Origin of the sequence: Nostoc sp. UHCC 0302, from assembly GCF_038096175.1 — a bacterium.
In the GTDB taxonomy this organism is placed as follows: Bacteria; Cyanobacteriota; Cyanobacteriia; order Cyanobacteriales; family Nostocaceae; genus UHCC-0302.
Window position 1 is genome coordinate 4,975,027 of record NZ_CP151099.1, and the last position, 25,284, is coordinate 5,000,310.

The 25,284-nt window shown below is 39.6% G+C and carries 25 protein-coding genes and 1 pseudogene; 6 read left to right on the plus strand and 20 right to left on the minus strand.

Features of this window, described 5'->3' with window-relative positions; genetic code table 11:
• Positions 1-63 precede the first annotated feature (63 nt).
• The gene (locus tag WKK05_RS21525; protein WP_341525124.1) at positions 64-693 is read left to right on the plus strand and encodes a PEP-CTERM sorting domain-containing protein; all 630 of its coding nucleotides are present in this window, start codon (positions 64-66) and stop codon (positions 691-693) included.
• Between the two features lie 179 nt (positions 694-872).
• Here the strand turns inward: WKK05_RS21525 and WKK05_RS21530 are convergent, their stop codons facing one another.
• The 5 genes from WKK05_RS21530 to WKK05_RS21550 all read right to left on the minus strand — a co-directional run bounded on the left by WKK05_RS21530 (position 873) and on the right by WKK05_RS21550 (position 6,652).
• Positions 873-1,778, minus strand: coding sequence for a peptidoglycan-binding domain-containing protein (locus WKK05_RS21530; RefSeq protein WP_341525125.1), 906 nt, complete (start codon positions 1,776-1,778; stop codon positions 873-875).
• Between the two features lie 253 nt (positions 1,779-2,031).
• Complete coding sequence (locus WKK05_RS21535; RefSeq protein WP_341531150.1) at positions 2,032-3,780, minus strand: NAD+ synthase; 1,749 nt, start codon at positions 3,778-3,780, stop codon at positions 2,032-2,034.
• A 91-nt stretch (positions 3,781-3,871) separates the two neighbouring features.
• Entirely contained in the window at positions 3,872-4,618 is a 747-nt protein-coding gene (locus WKK05_RS21540; protein WP_341525126.1) for an NUDIX domain-containing protein, read from the minus strand.
• The gene (locus WKK05_RS21545) at positions 4,579-5,178 is read right to left on the minus strand and encodes a nicotinate-nucleotide adenylyltransferase (RefSeq protein ID WP_341525127.1); all 600 of its coding nucleotides are present in this window, start codon (positions 5,176-5,178) and stop codon (positions 4,579-4,581) included. Before WKK05_RS21545 ends, WKK05_RS21540 begins: the two co-directional genes overlap by 40 nt.
• A gap of 4 nt (positions 5,179-5,182) precedes the next feature.
• Positions 5,183-6,652, minus strand: a complete 1,470-nt coding sequence (locus WKK05_RS21550) for a nicotinate phosphoribosyltransferase (protein WP_341525128.1) — start codon at positions 6,650-6,652, stop codon at positions 5,183-5,185.
• Between the two features lie 359 nt (positions 6,653-7,011).
• Between WKK05_RS21550 and WKK05_RS21555 the strand changes: the two genes are divergently transcribed.
• Positions 7,012-7,164 carry a nicotinate phosphoribosyltransferase gene (locus WKK05_RS21555; RefSeq protein WP_341525129.1) on the plus strand — a complete coding sequence of 51 codons (153 nt, stop codon included), beginning with the start codon at positions 7,012-7,014 and terminating at the stop codon, positions 7,162-7,164.
• A 409-nt stretch (positions 7,165-7,573) separates the two neighbouring features.
• Here the strand turns inward: WKK05_RS21555 and WKK05_RS21560 are convergent, their stop codons facing one another.
• Both WKK05_RS21560 and WKK05_RS21565 read right to left on the minus strand, forming a co-directional pair.
• Entirely contained in the window at positions 7,574-8,998 is a 1,425-nt protein-coding gene (locus WKK05_RS21560) for an LCP family protein (protein ID WP_341525130.1), read from the minus strand.
• Between the two features lie 284 nt (positions 8,999-9,282).
• Positions 9,283-9,762 (minus strand): hypothetical protein, encoded by a 480-nt coding sequence (locus tag WKK05_RS21565; RefSeq protein WP_341525131.1) that lies wholly within the window; start codon positions 9,760-9,762, stop codon positions 9,283-9,285.
• 110 nt (positions 9,763-9,872) lie between these two features.
• Here WKK05_RS21565 and WKK05_RS21570 point away from each other — a divergent pair, with 110 nt between their 5' ends.
• Positions 9,873-11,048 (plus strand): AI-2E family transporter, encoded by a 1,176-nt coding sequence (locus WKK05_RS21570; RefSeq protein ID WP_341525132.1) that lies wholly within the window; start codon positions 9,873-9,875, stop codon positions 11,046-11,048.
• 42 nt (positions 11,049-11,090) lie between these two features.
• Here WKK05_RS21570 and WKK05_RS21575 read toward each other — a convergent pair.
• Positions 11,091-12,416: pseudogene (locus tag WKK05_RS21575) on the minus strand (serpin family protein).
• Positions 12,417-12,896: 480 nt separating this feature from the next.
• On the minus strand, positions 12,897-14,486 hold the full coding sequence (locus WKK05_RS21580; RefSeq protein WP_341525133.1) for a S8 family serine peptidase: 1,590 nt from the start codon (positions 14,484-14,486) through the stop codon (positions 12,897-12,899).
• Positions 14,487-14,656: 170 nt separating this feature from the next.
• Between WKK05_RS21580 and rpe the strand changes: the two genes are divergently transcribed.
• Positions 14,657-15,364, plus strand: coding sequence for a ribulose-phosphate 3-epimerase (rpe, locus tag WKK05_RS21585; protein ID WP_341525134.1), 708 nt, complete (start codon positions 14,657-14,659; stop codon positions 15,362-15,364).
• Between the two features lie 265 nt (positions 15,365-15,629).
• Here the strand turns inward: rpe and WKK05_RS21590 are convergent, their stop codons facing one another.
• From WKK05_RS21590 to WKK05_RS21615, 6 genes are all read right to left on the minus strand, one after another.
• The gene (locus WKK05_RS21590; protein WP_341525135.1) at positions 15,630-16,352 is read right to left on the minus strand and encodes an HpsJ family protein; all 723 of its coding nucleotides are present in this window, start codon (positions 16,350-16,352) and stop codon (positions 15,630-15,632) included.
• A 400-nt stretch (positions 16,353-16,752) separates the two neighbouring features.
• Positions 16,753-17,616, minus strand: a complete 864-nt coding sequence (gene crtA, locus WKK05_RS21595; protein ID WP_341525136.1) for a cyanoexosortase A — start codon at positions 17,614-17,616, stop codon at positions 16,753-16,755.
• 733 nt (positions 17,617-18,349) lie between these two features.
• Positions 18,350-18,871 (minus strand): hypothetical protein, encoded by a 522-nt coding sequence (locus WKK05_RS21600; RefSeq protein WP_341525137.1) that lies wholly within the window; start codon positions 18,869-18,871, stop codon positions 18,350-18,352.
• Between the two features lie 114 nt (positions 18,872-18,985).
• Positions 18,986-19,426: a hypothetical protein gene (locus WKK05_RS21605; RefSeq protein ID WP_341525138.1), complete on the minus strand. Its 441-nt coding sequence runs from the start codon at positions 19,424-19,426 to the stop codon at positions 18,986-18,988.
• 300 nt (positions 19,427-19,726) lie between these two features.
• Complete coding sequence (locus WKK05_RS21610; protein WP_341525139.1) at positions 19,727-19,909, minus strand: CsbD family protein; 183 nt, start codon at positions 19,907-19,909, stop codon at positions 19,727-19,729.
• A gap of 402 nt (positions 19,910-20,311) precedes the next feature.
• Complete coding sequence (locus WKK05_RS21615; RefSeq protein ID WP_341525140.1) at positions 20,312-20,779, minus strand: hypothetical protein; 468 nt, start codon at positions 20,777-20,779, stop codon at positions 20,312-20,314.
• Positions 20,780-21,029: 250 nt separating this feature from the next.
• On the opposite strand from WKK05_RS21615, the gene uvrB reads away from it, so the two are divergent.
• Positions 21,030-23,027, plus strand: coding sequence for an excinuclease ABC subunit UvrB (gene uvrB, locus WKK05_RS21620; RefSeq protein WP_341525141.1), 1,998 nt, complete (start codon positions 21,030-21,032; stop codon positions 23,025-23,027).
• Positions 23,028-23,037: 10 nt separating this feature from the next.
• On the plus strand, positions 23,038-23,598 hold the full coding sequence (locus tag WKK05_RS21625; protein ID WP_341525142.1) for a Uma2 family endonuclease: 561 nt from the start codon (positions 23,038-23,040) through the stop codon (positions 23,596-23,598).
• A 386-nt stretch (positions 23,599-23,984) separates the two neighbouring features.
• Here WKK05_RS21625 and WKK05_RS21630 read toward each other — a convergent pair whose 3' ends face one another.
• The 5 genes from WKK05_RS21630 to WKK05_RS21650 all read right to left on the minus strand — a co-directional run bounded on the left by WKK05_RS21630 (position 23,985) and on the right by WKK05_RS21650 (position 25,220).
• The gene (locus WKK05_RS21630) at positions 23,985-24,245 is read right to left on the minus strand and encodes a type II toxin-antitoxin system RelE/ParE family toxin (RefSeq protein ID WP_341525143.1); all 261 of its coding nucleotides are present in this window, start codon (positions 24,243-24,245) and stop codon (positions 23,985-23,987) included.
• Positions 24,242-24,460: a hypothetical protein gene (locus WKK05_RS21635; RefSeq protein WP_341525144.1), complete on the minus strand. Its 219-nt coding sequence runs from the start codon at positions 24,458-24,460 to the stop codon at positions 24,242-24,244. Before WKK05_RS21635 ends, WKK05_RS21630 begins: the two co-directional genes overlap by 4 nt.
• 146 nt (positions 24,461-24,606) lie before the next feature.
• Positions 24,607-24,768, minus strand: coding sequence for a hypothetical protein (locus WKK05_RS21640; protein ID WP_341525145.1), 162 nt, complete (start codon positions 24,766-24,768; stop codon positions 24,607-24,609).
• Positions 24,761-25,003, minus strand: a complete 243-nt coding sequence (locus WKK05_RS21645; RefSeq protein ID WP_341525146.1) for a type II toxin-antitoxin system HicA family toxin — start codon at positions 25,001-25,003, stop codon at positions 24,761-24,763. Before WKK05_RS21645 ends, WKK05_RS21640 begins: the two co-directional genes overlap by 8 nt.
• On the minus strand, positions 24,996-25,220 hold the full coding sequence (locus WKK05_RS21650; protein ID WP_341525148.1) for a type II toxin-antitoxin system HicB family antitoxin: 225 nt from the start codon (positions 25,218-25,220) through the stop codon (positions 24,996-24,998). Before WKK05_RS21650 ends, WKK05_RS21645 begins: the two co-directional genes overlap by 8 nt.
• Between the last annotated feature and the right edge of the window lie 64 nt (positions 25,221-25,284).

Below are 25,284 nucleotides of genomic sequence, written 5' to 3' on the forward strand. Positions count from 1 at the left end.
AGGTAAATAATATTCACATAAACCTTTCTCATCATGACTATTCTACTGAGGAAACCATTATTCATGACAAGTACTGCTACTGTCTTAGGACTTGCCATTATGAGTATTTTGGGTCATGTACCTGCTGATGCAGCACAATTCAAAATTTACGGGAAATTTGCAGATAAACTTACTTCTAGTAGAAATGATCCTATTGTGGACGTAGAAAATGGTTTTTTTGATGGGACAGTAGAAATAGATGATACAAATCCGACAAATGGATTTAACGTCACAGGGTGGTCAGTACAAGTATTTAGCTCTACAGGGAGAAATATTTTAACTTTCCGAAGTGAATATCCTGACCCTCAATTTGAAACTGGTAGTGTCAGCATTAGTAATTTTAGTGACAGCAGTTTAATAAAGTTTGACTTCGCTTTTGACGACAGAAGATTACCTCAATCATCAATAGGCACAAACTCTTTGAATTTGTTCTTAAATCAGCCAAATTTTATCGGAAATATTACGCCGGAATCATATTTTGACGAATTCCGAAAACCATATTATGTACCTCAAGAGTATGCACCATATTACGCAATAAATGTCGTAGATGGCTATGTTAAAAAAGTGCCAGAACCATTGACTATAATTGGTACATTGGTTGCTGGTGCTATTGGTTGGTCGATGAAACGCAGGCAAAAGTGCCAAAGTAATTAGTAATTAATGGCTAAAGCAACCCTGTTGAATTTGTGAAAGGTAAAAGTTTTAGAACCTCGTTGTCATTAAGACAACGAGGTTCTTGCTTATTACAAGTAAAAGGTGATAAAGCATTCAAGGCAATATTTTTTTAGTAACTCTTAATTACGAATTACGAATTACGGATTACGAATCACGAATTATCCAGGGAATGTCTTCAATAAATCATCCCCAGGAATAACAGTAGTGTAGAACACATAATCGTTATTAGCTAAATAACGGCGGTCTTGTTTAATTATCGCCATGAACTCTCGGTGTCCCTCGCGCCTACGCCCTACTAAACAGCCTGCACTGGCATTTTTAATATCATTTGCCGGAGCATCATAGCCCCAGTGTTGATTAACTTGGAAAAGACCTGTATCAAGTTTGTCACCAGTCCGTTGAAAGTCTTTGTTGAAATCTCTGTGAACAGTGATTGGTGCAACTTGCACTAATGCTTCGTGACGTTCTGCATTACCGTGGTAGCCAACTGCCCAAGATTTGTATTGCCCAAACTTAATTCTGGCAGCGCCTCCAGGATTCATTGGATTATAAGTATAATATTTTCCAGGTTCGGTAGTAGCTTGCCAGTGATTCACAATTTTGGGAACACCTTCTACTACTTCAATAACAATCCGTCGGTCATTAAATTGATTAGGTGTATCACTATTGAGACTCCAATTTTCATTAACTCCTTCTAGATAAACAATGTTGTATTCTCTAGGACTAGTGAATATCTGATAATTTTTTGCCTGCATATATTTCACAATCTTGCTGGCAATATCATTACCTAGTTTTAAAGGGGGTTTAGGTAGATCCTCTGGTTTTGTTTCAATCAGCTCTTTAGCTGTGACTGCTCCTAGAAATTCACTTTCTCCAGTCTTTTTTAATTCTTGAAATTTTTTGAGGGCAGCCGTAGAAATCGGCCCAAACTTGTCATCAGCAGGAGGGTCGAGGAGACCTAAACCAATTAAAAGTACCTGAATCTGACGAGCTAATTCTGGGTCTTTAGCGATCGCCTCAAATCCCCATTTCTCCTGTTTTCCCAAAAAATCTTGTAGTTTCATGATGCACCTGCTTTCATTTACTTACTCTAGGTACAAAGGTTATTTGAACATTCGTGTTGTTTAAAATTATACACTATGCACTAAATTTTGTTAAAATTTTTACTATTAAAAATAGCTATAATTTTTACTATTGGTAATAAGTACTAAAAATTGCCTATTCTATTTGATTTTTGAGAATTGAAAGTTTTAAAATCCCGCTTTCTCTAAGAAAACGGGATTCTTGTTTATACTGCTATATACAGACTACAAATAATTATTTGATTCGCGGATGAGCATCTTGTCCATCCGAATAGGCTAAAGTAGGAGCCGGTACAGTTTTAGCTTGGTAGGCATTTTTAACAGCAACCCAGTTACTAGCAATTGGCATTCGCCAGCCAGTACCAAAAGCACGATCAGTGATTTTCAATCCTGGGGGTGCTTGCCGCCGCTTAAATTCAGCACGCGCCACCATCTGGATAACTCTGTCTACAATAACTGGATCGTGACCTGCTGCGGCAATTTGTGCTGCTGATTGGTGATTATGAATTAACCGTTGTAAGATATCATCTAAAATTTCGTAAGGCGGTAGAGAGTCTTGATCTACTTGACCTGGTTTGAGTTCGGCACTGGGTGCTTTTATCAGAACATTTTGCGGAATAATTTCACTATAGCGATTTAACCAATGGCAAAGTGAATAAACGCGGGTTTTAGGAACATCTGCAATTACCGCTAAACCGCCATTCATATCACCGTAGAGGGTACAGTAACCGACTGCCATTTCTGACTTATTACCTGTAGACAATAGCAAATAGCCGAATTTATTAGCGATCGCCATTAATAAATTACCCCGAATTCGGGATTGTATATTCTCTTCTGCCAGCCCAAATTCGGTATTTGCAAACAAATCAGCTAAGGTATGGTCAAAGCCTTGCATTAATTCGCCAATCGGTAAGGTATTGGTTTTAATGCCTAAATTTTCGGCTAATGCCAAAGCATCAGTGATAGAATGCTCAGAACTGTACGGGGAAGGCATGAGAACACCGAGGACGTTTTCTTTACCTAGTGCAGCAGCTGCGATCGCAGCTACTAATGCAGAATCAATCCCTCCACTTAAACCCAGTACTACTTTAGAAAAACGACACTTTTGCGCGTAATCTTGCACTCCCAAAACTAAAGCGTGCCAAATTTCTTCATCTTCAGATTCATATGCAGGTGCTATAGAAGCTAACTGCAAATCTCGTTGCACCTCATCAAATTCGACTACAAGCAAATCAGTTTCAAAACCACGCGCACGAGACACGATTTCACCTTGACGATTCAAGGCGAAACTCCAACCATCAAAAATTAGGTCATCATTCCCGCCTACCTGGTTAGCATAGATAATTGGTTGTTGAAAACGTACTGCACTATGCTTAAGCATTACTTCCCGAAAACGTTGCTTGCCAACACTGTAGGGAGAAGCAGATAAATTCACAATTAAATCTACACCCAAAATTGTTAAGTCGGCAATTGGATTGACTGTATAACTACGTTTGCCCCAAAATTCTTCATCGTTCCATAAATCTTCGCAAATAGTTACGCCAATATGAATATTGTCTAGAGTTAAATAATTAGCTTGTAACCCTGCTTCAAAATAGCGATTTTCATCAAATACATCATAAGTAGGTAAAAGCCGCTTATAAAAAAGTTGTTTTACCTTACCATCTTCTAACAAAGCTATACTATTAAATAAAGTTTTACCACCAGTAACGTGGGCTTTTGTATGTTGTTCAACAGTTCCCACTAACACAGCTATATTAGATGGCAAGTCTCGCGCTAATTGCTGTAATGTAATACCCATCGCTTCGATAAAACTGGGATTTAGTAATAAATCCCTTGGAGGATAGCCACACAAAGAAAGTTCTGGTGTTAACAGCAAACGTACTCCTTTTGCTGCTGCCCTTTGTGCCATTTCTAAGATTATTTGGGCATTTCCTGGTAAGTCACCAATTATAGGATTAATTTGAGCGATCGCAATTTTCATTTTTTTGTCATTGGTCATTGGTTATTGGTCATTTGTCATTGGTCATTGGTTTTCACAAAGGACAAATGACGAAGGACAAAGGACATTTTATTTAAATAAACACCAAAGGTTTATCTTTTAAAGGGGCAAAAGCTTCAGCATCAAACTTATACAAACTAGCCGGACGACCAGCGCCCCGCGAAACTTTAATTCCGGTATCAGACAAAAAACCTAACTTGAGTAGACGCGCCCGAAAATTAGAATAATCAGAAAAATTGTCACCTAAAACTGTGGCGTACAATTGATATAAATCATTCAATGTGAACATTTCTGGCAAGACTTCAAAAGCTACCGGACTATACTCCAACTTATTTCGTAAACGCCTGTGTCCATAAGCCAAAATTTCATTATGGTCAAAAGCTAATTGTGGAACTTGTTTTACCGGATACCACGCTATTCCAGTAAGGCGATCAGCAATCAATTCCGCTTCTTCAAAGCGCACAAGGGCAAAATAACTAACTGACAGATAGCGCACATCATAACTATCGGCTGCTTCTCGTGGGTCACGATGTGGCCCACCAAAGGTATACAATTGCTCCAAATAAAGATTGTTAACCTTAATTTTCTCTGCCATGATGCGATAGGCGGCATCCTCTAAAGATTCTCCTCGACGCACCAAAGTACCGGGAAGACTCCAGTAATTTAAAAACGGTTCCTGCTGTCGCATTACTAATAGAACTAACAGCCGATTCTGTGCAGTATCTACAGAAAAAATTACATTATCAACACCAACTTTGAAATCAGCCAAAGGTTGTTGGTTTAGCGGAGTAGAAATCTTTTTTTGGTTGCGTCCTGGCATTTGTACAAATGCTCTCGATTAATATAGGCAGCTACAGGGGGGGTGAGGGCTTGAGAATCTCCATGTTCGCGATATGCTGTTGAGGAAACATCTAGACCGGTCAAGCTGGCGATCGCAATTTTTCCTCCTAGCTTTTGCACTGCCTCTAAGCTAGACTCATCTATCGCATATCCTGGTCGCGGCACAATCAGTAGTTGCACTTGCTGTAACAAATCTTCAATGTGATACCAACGCGGCAGCTGATTTATTAAATCTGAACCGATTATTAACGTCAACTCAGCATTTGTTCCCCAACGGAGTTTCGCTTTCTCTACTGTTTCCAGTGTTCTCCAGCTACTCAATTCTTGTTCTAAAGCAACATTGTGCTGTGGCACATCCATATTGGCAATCAACAGTTGCAGCATTGCCACCCGATGTTCCAACAGTGTTTGATGGGACTTAAATGGATTATCTGCTGCCCAAACTGCTACCCAATCATAACGTTCAGACAACCAACTCAGAATCGCTTGATGTCCGGCAGTTGGTGGATCAGCACTAGTACCAAATAAGGCAATTCTCATAATCTTACTTTGCGTCCTTCTCTTCGTTCGCGCAGCGTGTCGCAGACAGACGCTTCGCGAATGCGTCCTTTGCGGTTTGTTTCTTAGTTTCTTCAGTTAATTCCCGTAAACCCTCCGAAATCTCCACCGTTACTGTGACAGGATTATCCAAACGCCGTGTTTCTTGTGGCAAACTAGCAACAGAGGCGGCGGTACGTTGGCGAATTGCTATCAAATTCTCCACGGGTTGCACCTGTTTACCTCCCTTCATCACCAACTGCAACAAAGGTTGTTCTTCCAGAGGACTTTCACTTACCAATCCCAACCTATCTGCTTTTACCGTACTTCCAGTAAATGAGCGAAAAATCTGCTTACGACCTGGATAAGTCATTTTGCCACTAGACTGTTTCATAACTGGGATGCCATCAATTTCTACGAGTTTATAGACTCCATTCACAGGTGAACCCGTAACTAGTCGCGTTCCTAATCCATAGCCATCAATATCAGCCTCAGCTGCTTTTAACCTAGCAATTTCCCACTCGTCCAAGTCACCACTAGCAAAAATTGGCACATTAGGAAGAAGCGATCGCACTTGTTTGGATAAAGTAACTAAATCTCCAGAGTCTAACCTCACTCCTGTTAATTTCATTTCCCCGGAATTTACTTTGTCAGCCAAGCGCTGGGCAGCAGCAATGGTATCGTAAGTATCAATCAACAATGGCGCACCCGGAAAATGTCGATGAAAAGCACTAAACGCTTGATCTTCTGAGCCTTCGATTGCTGACAGTGCCATCACCAAAGCGTGTGCCATCGTACCACTTGGCAAATATCCCAGTTGTAGCGCTGCTAACACATTGGAAGTTGAATCTAAGCCACCCGCCAACGCCGCCCGCGCCGCCCACAAGGAAGCTTGGGGACTAAACGCCCGTCTTGTGCCAAATTCTAAGAGTGTTGCTTGCTCTCCCGCTACATCACGTAATCGTGCTGCTTTGGTAGCAATTAAAGTTTGGTAATTGATTGTATTCAGTAGGTAAGTTTCTACCAGTTGCGCTTGCCAAAGGGGTGCTTCTACCCGTAGCAGTGGCTGATTGGCAAATACAGCTGTTCCTTCTGGTACTGCCCACACATCTCCGGTAAACTGTCCTTGGGCTAACAGTGACCAAAAGCGATCATTAGCTTGAGTAAATATTCCGGTTCCCTGTAAAGCTGCAATTTGAGAAAGGCTAAAGCGGAATTTTGCCAAATATTCCAAGGCTTGTGCTAGCCCCATTGCAATTAAATAACCAAAACCTTCAGGCAAGCGTCTGACAGATAACTCAAAGCTGGCTGGTTGTTGTTCTATACCTTCGCCTGTGTAACAAGCTGCCATCGTCAACTGGTAAAGGTCAGTCAGCAAGCTGTAGTCATCTACAGTCAGGTTTAACTCCTGGTTCTGGAGGCTTCGCTGTTGGTGATTATTGGTCTGTACATAGTCCAAACCTGGGAAAGTTGTCATGCAAGAGCTTCCTTATAAGAATGCTTCTTCTATTTATGGTAACTTTTACCATAAATAATGTCAATTCCTACAAGCTCTTTTTCAGAAAATGGGGCAAAACCTTGTATTTGCGGGGAAATTAATACTAAAATTATCTATAATTTAATAGTTTTTAATAGTTAGAATACTACTATTAACAATAGTAAGGTACAATTAAAATAGAAAAAAATTTATTTTTTGGAAACATAAAGTATTGCAAAGATAACTGAAAAAAGATTGCAAGTATTATCAATATATTGCGAATTTTAGTTAGGCAATAATATCAGAATTAGAGTATAGACATCACAATTAAAGTGACTTGGAAAAAGGAGTCTAATATTATGGCTATTTACAAAATGCTTGCTAGTATGACTCAATATATTTCTGAAGCTTTTATGCGGATTTTCGGCCCTACTGATGATGCTTATCCAACTATTGGCGTACAACCTTTTACAGGTGATCCTTATAATGAACGTACATCTGGCAATTGGTAGATGTTACTACTTTAGTAACAGCAATAAATGAGATTTTAGGTACTGACTAATTAAAAAAGTATCCAACCAAGGTTGTAAGGTGTGTTATGGCGACGGCGTAACGCACCTATTTGTCTTTTAGGGTTGACGTTATAACGTACCCTTAGATAATTTATTTTATGTTAGTCCCTTATGAAGGGACTAACATAAAGTGAATTCGACAAACCTCTCCCTGCCTTGAACAAAAGTTCAAGTCTGTCCCTCTCCGACTCGGAGAGGGACAGTTTTGCGTAGTAAAAGCTCTTTGAGGTCTTTTGATTGGGCTAATTAAGCAGACATCGAACTCACATTAATATAAAGGCGTGAGGAAAAACCTCACGCCTTTTTGTTTAAGAATTTTGATATGGTAGATGTCTAAAAAGAGTAGAGCTTAAGGGTTAGTAGACTTCTCAAAGATAGCTTTTTGTTGCAACCAATCCTGACCTATTTGAATACTGATATCCGAGCTAATATTGCCAGTACTTTCCACTCGCACTTCCCCAAATCCTAAAGTGTCGCGAATTGATTGGGCGCTGTTACCATCTCCTTGCTGAGCGACAATGTGAGTTACTTCTAAAGGCTCACCCCAAGGCTTAGATACATAAACATTGCGATATCCAGCTTTTTCTAAAGCTCTAATCAATGGTCGGATATTAGAGCGATCGCCACCCGTGCTATCTTGAATTGCTACTCGTAAAGAACTTGGATCACTCAACTGCTCCTGCTGTGCTTCTTGAGATTCTAAGCCAAAGTGCTGAGTCATCAACTTTGCAATAGCATTTTGATTTGGTAACCAATAGCTAGCATCAAATTCACGCTTCTCGCTAAAGCGTCCAGGAAGCATTAACATCTGCATATTAGAGCGGTTTGTTCGCATTCCAAAACCTACTAATGCCACTAACTCTTCAACTGTCAAGTTGGTATCAATGTGTTCTTTAACTACGTCAAGTACTTTCGGCAATTGAGCAACAGTAGCTGGGTTGAGCGTTTGATCCATCAAAGCACGCATCACCATTTGCTGCCGTTGAATCCGACCAATATCTCCTAATTCGTCATGGCGAAAACGCAGTAATTGCAGTACTTGATCACCGTTGAGATGTTGCTTACCCGCCTTCAAATTGATATATAGATGCTGCGAATCATCTTGATACTTCATATCTTTGGGAACGTACACTGTCACCCCACCCAAAGCATCAATCAGCTTGGCAACTCCTAGAACGTTAATTCGCACATAGCGATCAATTCCCACACCGCCTAAGAGATTACTGACGGTTTTGGCAGTTAAAGCGGGGCCGCCATCAACATTGGCAGCATTAATTTTTTTTACCCCATACCCTTCTATTTCTGTACGGGTATCTCTGGGAACAGAGAGCATAACTACCTTTTTCGTGTCTGGGTCAAATTTGACCAAGAGCATCACATCTGAAAGACCATCAAAGGAGTTTAACTGAGGCAGATATCGAAGATTTTTGCTTTCGACGGGAGGGTTTTGGACATCTGGTGGAAGTACACTCATCCCCATAATTAAGAGATTCACAGGGCGAGTTAATTGGGAAAATCGCAGTCCACCACCAGAGATGCGATCGCCATCAAATACCGCCTCTTCTTGTGGGCTGAGTTGGGCTTGTTGCAAAGGCGTACTAGTTAAAGACACAGCTAATAAAGCCCCTGCTGTTGCAGACACCATTGCAATACCGCTCATACCCACCCAAAACCACAGCCAACGTCCGGATTTCGAGTTCTGGGAAATTCTTTTGCCAGGCTTGGAGGCCTTTCCAGACTGATTTTCTTCCGCCGAACTTCTTTGAATGGTCACAGACTTCCTCACACTTACTTAATCAATCTCGGTAATTTTGTAAACTAATAAATATGCAGACAAATCAATTCATAATAGTTAACTCTTTATTATCAGTGCTAACATTTTCATTTTTGTTTCAACCACAACACTTATAGCAGCATTTTTCCATTTTTTGGGCAAACCGAGAAATGTTTTCTTGAAGTATGGCAATAATAAACCGGATTTGACCAGATGTGTGGAGGAAATAAAATGAAATTTCTTCAAAGATAAGTAAATATACTGTTAACCTGTCCCTCAAAAAATTAAGATAAGTATTTACCTAGAACTCGTTCAGCAAAACTGCTAAATCCTGGTAAGCGCTTAGAATTGCCCTTTAGCAAGCGAAAAATCAACCAAAGACTTACCAAAAAGTAACCAGAGGTGAGAAAACCATTGAGTATGAATAGACGCAGTGCGAAAAAATCTGAGGTTGCTGCTCCGGTTGCTAACAGCAGGTAACCTAAAAGCCAAGTTAATGCCAAAGTAATAGACAGACGACTAATGGCAAATTGTTCCCGGCTTCCCTGACGGCGATAAAGAGTCCACAAAGATGGGAAAAAGCCGAAGACTGGAATTAAGTGCAAAAGCAACTGTGTTTTAGGGATTGGGGATTGAGAAGAAGCAGGGGAGCAGGGAGCAGGGAGCAGAGGAGAGGGAATTACTTCCCCCTGCCCCCTGCTCTCTTCCCCTCTGCCTTTTAAAAGTCCCCAGTCCCCGTTCTCTTTTGGTTCAATATTTTCCATTTGGATGAGTTTAACTCCTAAACTAGAAGGATGAATGAGACTAATGTAATTAGAGATAATAAGCTGTAGAGAAAGATTTAATTTAGTTTTATCCCGCAATCAGCTTAAAAATGCAGACACGCAAGCTACTCAACTGGTGGCAAACACTCGCACCAATAGCGCGAATCGGAGCGATCGCACTATTTGCTCCGCTGCTAGTTCTCAATAGTTGGGCAATCTCGACAATTTTCAATTATTTCCACTCCCTAATAGTCATTTTAGTCGGAGCCTCGGTGCTGGCATTTCTGCTTAACTACCCTGTAAGCTGGATGGAGCATCACGGTGCTAGGCGAGAGCAAGTTGCTATCCTAGTATTTTTATTGGCTTTATCGATTTTATTAGCGTTAGGTGTCACTCTTTTCCCGCTAGCCCTCACCCAAGCTCAACAACTAGTGGCTCGCTTACCGGAGTTAATTGACTCTGGACGTTCTCAGTTAATGTTGTTAAACGAGAAAGCAGAACTTTTCGGCATCCCAATTAACCTGGATGCCTTAGTTGTACAAATTAATGATCGCGTCAAAGGACAATTGCAGGCGATCGCTGGACAAGTTTTGAATCTGGCTGTAGTCACATTCACTAGCCTGCTTGATATTCTCTTGACGATGGTTTTGACTTTCTATCTTTTACAGCATGGGGGTGAACTCTGGCAGAGTTTAGTGGAATGGCTGCCCTCGAAATTTCGCGATCCGTTCTCCCGAACGGTACGCCTGAGCTTTCAAAATTTCTTCATCACCCAGCTGATTTTATCTACTTGTATGGCATCAGCCTTGATTCCTACATTTTTGTGGCTGAAAGTGCCATTTGGTTTACTATTTGGCTTAACTATTGGAGTTATGGCTCTCGTTCCCTTTGGCGGTTCTGTAGGCATTGCTCTGACTACGCTGTTGGTGGCACTACAAGACTTTTCAATGGGAGTGAGGGTTTTAATCGCAGCAGTAATTGTACAGCAAATTCTCGAAAATTTAATTGCTCCCCGCATTCTAGGAAGTTTTACTGGTTTAAACCCTGTTTGGATATTAATTTCAGTCTTAACAGGAGCCAGAATTGGCGGACTTTTGGGTGTGATTGTGGCAGTACCCACAGCTGTTGTGATTAAGACTGCTTTAAGCGCTCTGCGTCCCAAGGTACTAAGTAACGATACGGACGACAGCCCTACTGGAGAGATAACTACCTCAGTTGCAACAAGTGAATCTCCAAAAGCTGATAGTAAAACTTCTCTGAGTGTCTCAGAGGCAACATTACCCTAGATTCCAAAATTCAAAATCAAACAAATTTGACTTTTAACTTGATTACTCTGGCTCGACAATTGAACCCATAAACAAAATGTTCTCTGTCTGATTATCCCTAATCGCACAGAAAAAGGGACGGTCAACAATCATTTTGAATGATTTTGGTTGCGGTCTAAACGAAACTGCCTCAATTCCCACAGAGGTAGCCGCTGCGGCTTCGGTTCCTTCTTCATTCACCTCGACAAAAGTTTTATGTTTAACTTGGCTAATGGCAAAATTTTTACCCATACTGGAGAAGTTGGCTTTACTGCTAAAAGCCTCTTCCATCCCTAAAGCTTTCAGGAATCGTTCAGTGTAACATCGTAATCTGTTTTGAACCGAGGCAAGCGAATAAATCCTTCCTGTTTGCTGAACTGAGTCATCCATTTTTCCCAGTTTTCAGTATTCAAGTTTTGATAAAAGCTCTTGAGATTGGAGTTTTGTTTGGGAAGGAAGATATAAAAACTCAATTTACCATCTTTCCCATAAGGTAAACTAACTGCCTGAAATTGTTCGTTTTCATAATATCTGTATTCACCCTTTTGCGACATCATTGGGTGTTGTTTTTGTTTAGCTGATGTCAAGTAAAATGGGTATTCAGCAGTTTGGTTTTTATTAAATTCGTTGCTCCATTTCCCTTTAAAATATATAACATTAATTAGAAATAATACCTCGTCTGGTTTAATTGTTTCAACTATCTTGTTGATTTTGCCCCCTGTATTCTCATTTACCCAGTTATTGATATTACTGGGGGCTGCGGCATCTTTAAAGTTTAGTTTGGTTACCTTGGCTTTATAGAAGTTTTCAGTTTTCTGGATAAAGTCTAGCTGAAAGCTATTATCTTGATTTGCCCAAAGTGAGTTAGCAATAGTTAGCTGTACTTGCGGATCTGGACTTTTAAGTAGCTCCTTTAGTGCTGCATAAGAAGAGTTGATTTCTGGCAGATTCATCCCCTGAAACTCTAGGGTTTTGGCCATTGCTTGTTGAGTCGAACCGCTAGCGCCATTGTAGGTTATAGCAAGTGCGATCGCTACACTTGAAGGTGAGATAAAAATATTCTTCTCACTACTATCTTTTTTCAGAATTTCTGAAAATCATTTGAACCCAAATTTATTATTAGCATCAACTATTTTTGTATTAGGGTTGACTGTTTTTTTGCAATGGAGATTCTGGCTGAGGTAGATCAGATTGAGCAAGCGCACTTGTACTGTTATTAACCTGAGAACAACCCAATACACCTAATAGCACCACACTCGCAGCCGCTAGAACGTAACGTCTTCCCAAGCTAACGCCGTAACGTCTTTGCAGGAAATTTTCTTTCACACCACTAAATTTCTGCTGAATCATCCTGTTACCTCTATTGCCAAAGATTTTTAATCTGTCTTTCAAAATTGATGCTGTTACTCGTGCATCAATTGTTAACTATTGCATTTGCTAGGACTTAAAGAGGGGACTGTTACAGTTTCTGAAACAGTAGCTAAGTAGTGGGTAGTAATTAAAAATCTCTTTGTTCTTACGGTGAAAACCTATGGTGTAATATCCGCCATTGACAACTGAATTGAGTTGAAATTGGAAGCGGCAATTCCGCTTCCAATCTAGTTTTTAAAAGTTTACCAACCAAGAATTCAGTATGGATGGGAGTGCTACTGGTGGATGAATCATGATTGAAAGCCTCCAATTAAAATTGGGGAGAAGAAAAATTTTTGATTTACTCAACCCCCTGAATTTATTTGTGAGGTTATTTTGAATTCTGACTTGTGAGTACTCGATTCTTCTCAAAGCACAACAATTTTCAGTCTTAATTGGATGATTTTAGACAAATCTAGATTAAGGTGCAGCCCACCAAGCTAAAGCATAGGGTTGAGTGGCTTCGTTAACTTTTTGGCGAAACTGGACGCGGATTTTGTAATTGCCTGTAGCAGGAACGGGGCAGAAAATATGTTCCACACTATCGATTGGACTGATTGAAGAACAAACAGTACCAGCATCAGTATTTTGAGCATCAGCTTTTACTAAGTAGAGGTCAAGGTTATTCAAACCGCGATCGCGAAAACTCTCTCCCACGTCATACTGCTGGTTTTTGTTATTATCATTTAGCTCTACCAAACGATCCCAAGCCAAGGTAATGGCAACAAAACTGTTTTGCTTTAACGGTTTTGCCAATGCATATTCAACAGACACCCCAGCATTTACTGTGCGATAATCCCAGCCAATGGCGGGTACAGTAGTTGATGGCTGCCATTCACCAGCACTAAATTGCTGATAAGCACGAAACGCATTCAAGTGTCCCGCTCCCATTTGGGCATCTAAGGGAATTGTCGGATCTTTATAAGCATCAGAAGCCAGCCAGTCTTGATTTTGTTTATCAATGAGCGTCCGGCTCATTCCCAGGCGTAAGCCATCGCCGCTATCTTGAATTTTGTCTGCTGAATTGAGTAATACAGCTTTCATAACTTGATGACGTCGACCGTCGGTACTCCAGTTAGGTTGTTTTATCCGGCTTTGTCGGTCACTAAATTCCTGCAATAAAGCAACAGTAGCTGTAACGTGAGGCGTGGCAAAACTTGTACCTGTGGCTTTATTCAATTTGCCATCTGGGTTGAGCAAAGGAATGTTACTACCTGGTGCTACTAAACTAATTGCGCGACGTCCACCAAGATTAAACTCCCTTCCAGCCAAACGCCCGCTCACCCCCTGATTAGCACCAGCCAGATTAGAAACGTCTACTTTATTAAAAATCCCCCCTCTCCGGGATGAAAAAGCCACGTTGACTCCATTAAAATTATCTGTAGGTATTGGAATACCACCTTTACCCTGGTTACCAGCGATCGCATACAGAACATCATGAGCGCGACTAGACCAGTCAATACATAATGTTAGTAAAGCATTGCCGTCTAAAGCAGCCTCCGGTCGTGGGTCGCGGCTTAAAGGTTCACCAAAGCTGAAGTTAATAGCACGAACATCACCACTATTTTGTAGAGCTATGTGCTGGGCTGATAAACACTCTTCTGGCTGACCCATGTTTTTAGTAGAACCCACCGCAGATGAATACAATCGCGCTCCTGGGGCAACTCCTGGCAAGGCTTTGTCTTGACTCACCATCACCCCGGCGACATTATAGGCGTGGGGGTCAACACCGTTATTTGACTTAGCTGGGCCATTACGTAAGAACACAGCTGCTAGGGATATGGCGCGGTTTTTGGACACCGCTTTATCCCAACCAAACATCCCCGGACGCCCAATTTCTACTTGACCAATAGCAATCTTACGACCGATTAAATTATATGGAGGTTTGTGTAGCTTAAGAGCATCAATGCCATTTGTTCCCAGGGAAGATTCTAAGGCTGACGCAATTACTGGCGCACTTAGGCAGGAAGCACTCAATCCCAAAATTATCCAGGTTAGTTTTTTGCCCATTGTTTAGTTGTTAGTTATTAGTTAATCAATTGTCAGTAGAATTCTCTTCTGCTTCTTAGCTGCTGAACATTTCTTTTGCTTGCTGAACAAGCTGGGATCAAAGTTATCAGCGCTAGCTCAATCTTTTGTTAAAATGCTTACAGACAAGGACGCTCAAAAACCTACCAGCCATGACCCAAAACCTATCTCAAAAGCCCATTGTAATTTCTCCATCTATCCTATCAGCCGATTTTAGTCGTCTAGGAGACGAAATTCGCGCCGTAGACGCAGCAGGAGCAGATTGGATACACGTTGATGTTATGGACGGTCGCTTTGTACCTAATATTACGATAGGCCCGCTGATAGTGGAGGCAATTCGTCCGGTTACGACTAAGCCACTGGATGTCCACTTGATGATTGTGGAGCCAGAAAAGTATGTAGAGGGATTTGCTAAGGCGGGTGCTGATATTATCTCCGTACACGCTGAGCATAATGCTTCGCCACATCTGCACCGCACTTTGGGTCAAATCAAAGAACTTGGTAAGAAAGCCGGAGTAGTACTTAATCCTGGTACTCCTCTAGAACTAATTGAATATGTTTTGGATCTGTGCGATTTAGTGTTGATTATGAGCGTCAACCCTGGTTTCGGCGGTCAAAGCTTTATTCCTGGTGTATTACCTAAAATTCGCAAGCTGCGCCAAATGTGCGATGAACGTGGTCTTGACCCCTGGATTGAAGTGGATGGGGGACTCAAGGCAAATAATACTTGGCAAGTTTTGGAAGCGGGAGCTAATGCGATCGTTGCTGGTTCAGCTGTGTTTAATGCTAAAGATTATGCTGAAGCTATTACAAACATTCGCAACAGCAAGCGTCCTGCCCCAGAACTGGCAAAAGTTTAAATTGGGTGATTGAGATTTTGAATTAAATTAATCAGAAACTACAAAAAAGTAGGTTGGTTATTTGTCAAACCTACTTTTTTTATAAATAAAATATAAATACAGCGGATTTCAAGTTGATGAAGTACACAATATGGGTCTCAAAGTCAGGTATAAAGCCTGTTTTCATTCTGAATTATGCTGTATATTGTGTTGACACCAAATAGCAAAAAACCCAATTTCTGCAAAGAAATGGGTTTACAAAACTCCAGATAATACTTAAACGTCTCTACTTACTCATTCTTGCCCATTGAGTTCCCTTCCAAAGACTGAAGAACAAAGCTCCAGAAACCAAAGCTCCTAAATTCCATTTCACAGAACTCTTGATCAAGTTCAGCTTCTGAGAAGACTGAGTGTTTTGTGCTTGATTTTTAATTTGTATCTTAGCTTTAGAAAGTTCTAACAAAATTTGACTTTTTATTTCTTCAGGTCTTTTGCCTTCTACAGTTCTACCTTGGCTTCTCAAAAAATTATTTATTTGTTCAGGTGTGGCTGCACTCAGCCGCTTTTCGACTTGTTCTGCTTGAGATATTTGTTGCTTAGATGCATTAGTGATTTGAGTAGCACTCTGATTGCTGAGACGAACAGTATTACCAATTGCCAAAGGAATTAGCAATAAAAAAAGTACTGCTATTACTATAGTTAACCAAGATAATAGCTTCACGATTAAGAATTCCCATTTGGTTCGTGAATGCATTTCTCCAAAGAAAACAAATACCAACCCAATTAAAGGCACAGGTACCCGTTCAACTATTGCCCCAAAAGTTTGAAATTCCCAGGCAGGATTCATAAAATTTGGTGGGACAAACATCTCAACAATGTCGAAAAGCGCTAACAGTAAGAGACCGTAGCCAAGTATTCGTAAAATGGCAATAGAGCCTATTTGGGTGAAGGCAAACTCTTGTAATTCTTGTACTAAAGGAATGAATTTTTCACTATTCGATTTAGTCATGTTTTTAGCAAAATAGAAAAAAGATGGAGATGTTGATTGACATGAATTTCAATCTTTTAAACTCAAAGTTGACGCTAGTTATAGATACTTATATTTGATTAATGAAAACAAGAGTTTTATGAAAAATTATCACTATACACAATACATTTGCAACAAAAGTTTTAAACAATTACCTTCCTACAAACATTATTAGCCTAAAAAAAAGATTCTCTGAAAGCAGAGAGCTGAGAAGGATATGAACCAACGCTATAGCTAGGGTGTTCATAGTCTTTAAAAAGTGAGTCTGCTTTGGGTTTTTGTGTAGTTTTCGTCAGCAATATCTTTACCAAAACAAATAGCACACAACCCAGTGTTAAAGCTAAAAACAATATCCGCAATTGTTTCCATTGAGACATCTTTTTTAAGACTCCGCATTACCCTGTTTTTTACCTTCCTCTTGCTTGAGCAAAAAAAAGTAGAATAATCCCAATATCAACACTGCAATCATCCCAAATAGCCGAGAACCATCCCCCTGGTGCCAATAATCGAACGATTGCTGTTTCGTTACAATAACAGCAAGCAGGGCAACTCGTATACCATTGACTATAAATGCTATCAGTACAGCCCCAATTGGCACAACAATTCTCTTTTTTCGCTCTAGAGGAAACATTAGCAAAGCAATCACTGATAGTCCTAACAAATGGCTAATTAATTCTACCCCAGAACAGCCAGAATAAACTTTGATGCTTCCTGTTGGCAAATTTATATAAATACTTTGTTGAAGAGATACGTCAAAACCTGAATACCAAAGGAGTAACGTTGAGAATTTAGCAGTTATGGGGGAAATGTCAGTTAAAGATGTTAAAACTAGCTTTGGAACACCAAGAAAAAACAAGATAGTTAGTTCTTGCCAATATTGCTTTAATCCCTTCAAACCAGAAGCAAGTAAACCTACTGCGATCGCAGAAATCAGAGGTGATAGATGGGTAAAAACTGCAATTTGCTCACCTTTGGGTAAAAATATACTTTGCCATAGTACAACAGCAATTAAGAATGCACCTAAAAAGCTAGAAAAAATTCCACTTTCTAAAGTTAATTCATCGCGTTTTTCCCCTAAGAAAGAGATGACAGCGAATAAAAACAATATACTCATACCCAGTTGAGAAATATCTCCCGATTTCCAGGTTAGAGTCACTATAATTGCAATTAAGCTTGCTGCTATTCCTAATAACCAGAATTCGCTATTTTTTAGGGTTTTAACTGGGGTAAAGTTGGTAAATTTCATGTAGATATAGCTAAACTAGTTCCTGCAAAAAGATAAAGATTTCTGGTATAGTTCCCGAATTAGTCGGATTCACCATTACTTCAAAAATTGCACATTAAAACATCTACACATTAAGTACTATTCAAACTATCACATCAGTGTATCACTGATAACAACAAGCAAGTTAGAACAAAGGGTAGAAAATTAAAAAAATCAGAAAAAAGTTGGATTAATTAGCTGTTCTTTTTTCTACTTACAAAATTTATTTACCAAGAAGATTTATAAATTTCAACTTATATTATTCTGCTTTTTTTCAAGATATTATTGATGTTTTATGTATACTCTTGACAAAAGTTTAGTAAATATTTTTACACTTTACGTAAATATAATCAAGAATTTTTACCTAAGATTAATCAAATCTTTAAAGTTATAAATACAAGAAATCTAATGTTATAGCTGGTTAAAAGCTAGATTTCATCAGAGTTTTAAACTATGGAATCGTTAAATAGCTGTATTAAATTTATGTAAAGTTTAGTTGCTTCGTAAGTGTATAAATGTTGTTTATGTAAATATTCGTGTATATAAGCAGTTTGCTTACAGATTAGCAGCAAACCCTGTTCTGATTACAGCTGCACTAACTGTGATTTACTTTTTTCTATAGCACCCTGCATCAAACAATTGGCAAATAAAAAGGTGAGCATTGCCCACCTCAAGAAACTGTTACAGACGTTATTTGGCGCGTCTATACTGAGTACTATTTGCGACCACTTAACCATTTAGCTGCGGTAATTCCGATAATGCCTGCTACTACAGGATTGCTAAGAAACTTGATAATACCTGGTTGCTCCGCTAGTACATCGTGAAAAATGTCTGGGTGGTTGTGATAAACAAAGGATGCTAATTTGCTAACATCATCAGCACTCATGCGGCTGGGGTGGTGCGTAGAAAGACCCAACTGTTGTTCTAGATGCCGATCATCTAGTCCTCTTCCCTTTAAGTGTTTGAAAAAGGCGCGTGCTACATCATCCCGTTCATTTGGTTTAATTTGAGCGATCGCTTGTTGTAATTCTGGCTCTAATTGACTGGTGGGAATCCGGTCTGGATGTAAAGACCTACTAAATAACTGCCGACGTTGATCTGTTGTTGTGCGTTGAGCAAAATCGTCGAAGTTTTGATATTCGGTTGCTGAATCGTTTTTAGAATCATCCAAGGATTCTACATCTCCCTTGGCTAAATCTTTCATAATTTCACGTCTGTACTGTTCGCTGCTTGCCATCTTACTCATCTCCTTATTCCAAAATTTCTAATCACCTATAATTTGCTAGCCCAAGCTCAAAAAAATCTTGGGAATTTTGAATTTACTCTTCGTACTTCATGGTAAACTCAGTGATTAGCTATACTTAACTTGATTAGTCTGAGTATCGTATTGAGTAGTTAAGATCAGTTGCTTGTCTGGCCCATATACCAAAACTTTTAAGTCTTGATTAGGGAAATTTTTATGAAAACCTTGAACAAGAGATTTTGCTAAGGGTCGCACTTCATTAGGACGAACTTGAGAAGAAATAACAACACCAAGTTTGTTGTTATCGCGTACATAAGCATCCTTAACTAATCCGCGAGATGTTTGCACAACCCAATTACCAAAAGTTTCCCCTGTTGGTGTGTTGCCTCGCTCTAATTCCGCGTAAGCTAAATCTCGGCCAATTGCTGGCGGGGCTGTTGTGCGGGGAGCTTGTGCCACAGCACCACCACTACAAGCGGTAGTTATCATCAGAACTAAAACTAAGACGCAAGTCGCCAATATTTTGCGACTCTGCTGAAGCAGAACCATTTTTTCGCCTCCAAAAAATAATTGTAAGAATAGATAGAATAGCTTATTTGCTTAAAACAGCTGAATTTCTAATTTTTGCTTTTTTAAAAGCAAGTTTATTTAAATATTTGAAAGTTGTTCGTGGATATTCAGACGTGATTAATTACGTCTCTACTTATGCTAATAAAGCTAATCCCCTATTCTTCTACCTTGAGGGAAAATTATAGGGGCATAGCTAGTGGTTTTTAATCACCTGATGTTTTGCAGAAATTGGATGCGACCCTGCTATTTTCTGGTAGTTTCTGCAAAACAGTATGATTTTTAGTCAATCTTTTTCTTCACGTTATCTTTTACGTCTTCAATACCGTGACGTACTTCGCTTTCAGCTTGTTTTGCTTTACCTTCGGTTTTATCTTCTGGATCTCCAGTCACATTTCCTAGCGCTTCTTGTGCTTTACCTTCAACATTTTTAGCAGCAGCTTTTGCGCGATCTTCAATACTCATTTTGTACTCCTAATTTTGTAGAAAGTTATTTTCAAAGTTTTAAATTCACTTTGAAATTCTTTGTTATTACATTTACAGACTAACTTAAATTTTTTACTGAAGCCTTCCGCCGGGAGACATATTAAATAATTAAAAATAAAGAAATACAATCGCAGTAAGCATCCTAGCTATTGATAGCAGATAATTTAAAGCAATAGTAGTTTAGTTACCTATACAAAAAGATAGATAACAAGAGTAAGTAAGCTATTTTATTGCAATAAAGATGAGACAAGTAATTTTTATGAAAAAATGAAATTTGCAAAACGTTATTAATCGGATCTCTCTCTACATTTGAAGTTTCAACTAAAAAACCCAGCTTCATTACGAAACTGGGTTTTTTAGTTATGGGGATAATTTCGTGGTCTAATCGAGAAAACCCATCAAACCTTCATAATCATCAATAAAATTTGATGCCACTGGACGGTTACCCATCACAGAATAGTTTTCAGAAATAACTAGTGAACTTGAGGAAATTGGACGATCACCAGATGAGTGCATAGTGCCAACTATGTGAATTGTATTAGCACCAATTGGACGAATACCAGCTTCGTTAATTGTCTGAACTATTTCAAAGCTACTGGTGCTAATAGGACGTATCCCAGAAATTGAAACTGTTTCAGCTACTTGTAAGTCACTGCTACCTATAGGACGAGCTCCAGCAACTATCAGTTTGCCATGTTCAGCCTGCACTGGTAACTCAGTACCTTGCTCGACGTGATCTGCACTCAAGCTTTGTCCCTGATGATTTTCAACTTCCACTGTATTTTCTCCCTTTAGCCTGGTATGCTTTTGCCGTGGACTGATTGCTTTGCCAGTGCTGCTAATAGTCATAACTGGACACCTCTGGATTTGTTAACTGAATTTTACAATAATTAAGGAAAAATAAATATTTTCCTATATATGAGAGTTTAACCTTAAAAAAGCTTCTATAGGTATATATATCTTTAAAACTTACACATAAGTAAATCTAAATAGTAAAATTTTGTAAAATATTATTGCTATTTATTCGTTTAATCATCCAGGTCTGACGGTTGCAGGGTGATATCGTTACCATGAGATAGGGTATTTTCAGCAAAACTGTATGACAGAATTTTGTCTTCAAGCTCCCTTTAGTCCGACAGGCGATCAACCACAAGCGATCGCACAACTCACCGCTAGTATCGAAGCTGGTAACCGTTACCAAACTTTATTAGGAGCTACGGGAACAGGTAAGACATTTTCAGTAGCAGCAGTTATTGAGAAAGTGGGAAAACCGACTTTAGTTCTGGCACATAATAAAACTCTTGCTGCACAGCTTTGTAACGAGTTGCGGGAGTTTTTTCCCAACAATGCAGTTGAGTATTTCGTCAGCTACTACGATTACTATCAGCCAGAAGCATATATTCCAGTTACTGATACTTATATTGAGAAAACGGCTGCGATTAATGATGAAATTGATATGTTGCGGCACTCAGCGACGCGATCGCTTTTTGAACGCCGTGATGTCATAGTTGTTGCTTCCATCAGTTGCATCTATGGCTTGGGAATGCCAGCAGAATATCTCAAAGCTGCTATCCCTCTCCAGATAGGTATGGAAGTAAATCAACGACAAATTTTACGGGATTTGGCAAATGTTCAATATAGTCGCAACGACATAGAAATGGGTCGAGGAAAGTTTCGTGTTCGTGGTGATGTATTAGAAATTGGCCCAGCATACGAAGACCGAATAGTTCGCGTCGAATTTTTTGGTGATGAAATTGATGCGATTCGCTATATTGACCCGGTAACAGGGGAAATTCTCAAGAGTTTGGAAGCGCTGAATATCTATCCGGCTCGTCACTTTGTTACCCCAGAAGAACGGTTAGAAGTAGCTTGTGATGACATTGCAGCAGAATTAAAACAACGTAAAGCAGAATTAGAAGAAGCTGGGAAACTATTAGAAGCGCAACGCATAGATCAACGGACACGTTACGACTTAGAAATGTTGCGTGAAGTTGGTTATTGTAACGGTGTAGAAAACTATTCGCGTCACTTAGCAGGAAGGCAAGCCGGAGACCCTCCAGAATGTTTAATTGATTATTTTCCGAAAGATTGGCTATTAGTTATAGATGAATCTCACGTTACTGTGCCGCAAATTCGTGGGATGTATAACGGTGACCAAGCTAGGAAAAAAGTGTTAATTGAACATGGATTTCGTCTTCCTAGTGCTGCTGATAACCGTCCTTTAAAAGCCGAAGAATTCTGGCAGAAAGTAAACCAGTGTATTTTTGTTTCGGCTACGCCAGGAAATTGGGAATTAGAAGTTTCTGAAGGTCATATAGTTGAGCAAGTGATTCGACCAACTGGGGTAGTTGATCCAGAAATTTCTGTGCGTCCCACAGAAGGACAAATTGATGATTTATTGGGAGAAATTAAAGATAGAGCTGATCGCCATGAACGAGTGTTAATTACCACATTAACCAAGCGGATGGCGGAAGATTTAACCGAGTATTTGCAAGACCACGGTATAAGAGTACGGTATTTACATTCCGAGATTACTTCTATTGAGCGCATTGAAATTTTGCAGAACTTGCGCGAGGGGAAATTTGATGTATTAGTTGGCGTAAACTTGCTGCGGGAAGGTTTGGATTTACCTGAAGTTTCCTTAGTAGCAATTATGGATGCAGATAAAGAAGGTTTTCTGCGAACCGAGCGTTCCTTAATTCAAACTATTGGTAGAGCCGCGCGTCACATCCAAGGACAAGCGATTTTATATGCTGATAATTTGACAGGTAGTATGATTAAAGCCATTGATGAAACAGACAGGCGGCGTGGTATTCAAACGGCACATAATCGACTACATGGGATTACACCACAACCAATTGTGAAAAAATCAAGTAATGCGATTTTGGCTTTTTTAGATGTATCTCGGCGGTTGAATGCAACTGACTTGAAAGTTGTAGATGAACATATAGATGAACTGCCATTAGAACAGATTCCACAATTGATTACTGTGTTGGAAGCACAGATGAAAGAAGCGGCGAAGAAACTGGAATTTGAAGAGGCAGCAAAATTGCGCGATCGCATCAAACACCTGCGGGATAAAATGCTAGGACGTTAACGTGAATCTTATGCTGACCAATATTCGCCTAATAAGTGTTAAAGAATATCACCAAATGGCGGAAACGGGAATTTTTCATCCTGAAGAACGCTTAGAATTAATCGCGGGACAAATCATCAGAATGTCAGCAAAAGGAACTGCTCACGAATCAGCAATTACCCGCACAGAAAGATTATTACGTCAACGTTTGGGCGACAAAGTTTTATTAAGAATTCAGTCACCAGTGCAACTTGATGATTACTCGGAACCAGAACCAGATATTTCAGTGGTGAAGCCCAATCCACTAGATTATGATGATCACCACCCCAATGCTTCTGAAGTATTTTTACTGATTGAAATAGCTGATTCTAGTCTCAAATATGATCAAGAAGTCAAAGCGCTCGCATATTCTAAATCAGGTATTATTGAGTACTGGATTTTAGATATCAATAGACGTAAATTGTATATGTATCGTCTTCCTAGTCCAGATGGCTATCACAGTGAGAGTATACTTGCAGAGGATGTGACAATTTCACCTTTAGCCTTTGATGATTGTGCTATCACAATTCGGGAATTATTGCGAAAAGTCTAGGAAGCGATTGCATTAAACATCTGTGGGATAAAATGCTAGGACGTTAACGTAAAGCTTATTATTCGTTCGTCACTTTTACCCCTGCGCGTGAGCTTTTTAAAATATTGCAATGCGATCGCTCTTACATTAAAAAATAGCTAAAGCTTTCTGCTGCTTATCACTTGAGTATTGTTCCTGGACTTTTTTGACTTTTTGTGGTAAAGGCTTTTTTAGTGGAAGCGATCGCTCTTCACGCTATTAATTGTGTTCTAATCTCTGTCAATATTCAAGTCAGATTCGATTTTATCCTTTTGTTCGTCTCTACTTATTTATCTGAGAAGTAGCAACTTAGAAAATCTTGCGGTGTCAAAATTGGAATTCTGGTAAATTTTATCAACACCAATAAACTAGTTATAAATATCTCGGCGATGTCCAATCTTGTGAATTGTGATTAACTGCGTTTCTGTATTAAAGGAATAGATAATTCGATAGTCACCTACTCTAAGTTTAAACAGACCACTGAGGTCAGCGCTAAGAGCTTGGGGACTTACGTTATCAAAATTCTGAGATAGCCAATGAACTTTACGTATAATGCGTTCTTGGATAGTTAAGGTGAGTGCTTCTAAATCGTTAGTAGCTCCTTTCGTGAATTCAACACAATAACTCATTCCCACTGCAAACCCAGTTTTTTCGCTATTTCTTCAGCCAAAACTCCACTTTCTCCCGCTTGAGTGCGCTGTAAGGAGTCTAGTAGTTGTTGCTTCACTTCTGGCTTTAGTTGTTTACCTTCGTCGGGGTCAATCAGCAGAGATTGAATGGTTTCAGCAACAGTTTCCTGAATCAGTAACTTGAGTTCTTCAATAGTCAAATCTTTGACTTGCATAAGGTCGATAAATAATAACTGTTTACCTTATTGTGGCATAACGCTTTTCTTTTAGGTCTTTGATAAAACTGCCTGCGGTACACTGCGTGTAGCTTGCTTCTCCGTAGGAGTACGCGCCTACACAGGCTTTCGTCCGCCTGCGCGGACTAAGGTAAAATTAAGGTTTTGAAACCTACGGAGGTGGGTTTTGTATTTCGACTCCGCTCAACACAAGTTTGTGTAGACGCGGTTTCTAACCGCCCATTTCGCTGTAGGTGTTTTGGTGGAGGATATAAAAGCGCCGCTTGGGGGATGGTATTTTTATTCATCAGTGTCAGGTATTACTTCTTCTGCTGTCGCTTTATTCTCAGAAATGTCAATGGCTTGTAAAACCTGTTTAACTATTTTTGGGTGCAATATTTTTCCTGAATGAAAAGAAATCACTACTCTCACTTCTTCTCGAAAATAAATACTGTGACTTCCTTTACTTCTAATTTGAATAAAGCCTACATCTAATAAAAGTTTTTCAGCTTCCGTTGCAGTCAAATGTGGCAGCTTAGGCAACTTTTACCTCCAAGGTTATTGTGAATGTTTCCTTGTTCTGAAGCGCCTGTTTTTCTGAATTTGACAAGGTTTCTATATAAAGCTCAACAGCTTCTTTAATATTTGTCTGTACTTCTTCTAGGGAATCACCTTGAGATTGACAACCAGGAAGTTCAGGACAATAAGCATAATATCCATATTCATCTTTTTCGATAACAATGCTAACTTTATACGACATATTAAAGTTACCTTTACTTGTTCAATAACTATTATCACCTCTTATAGCGGTTCCCAATTGCATG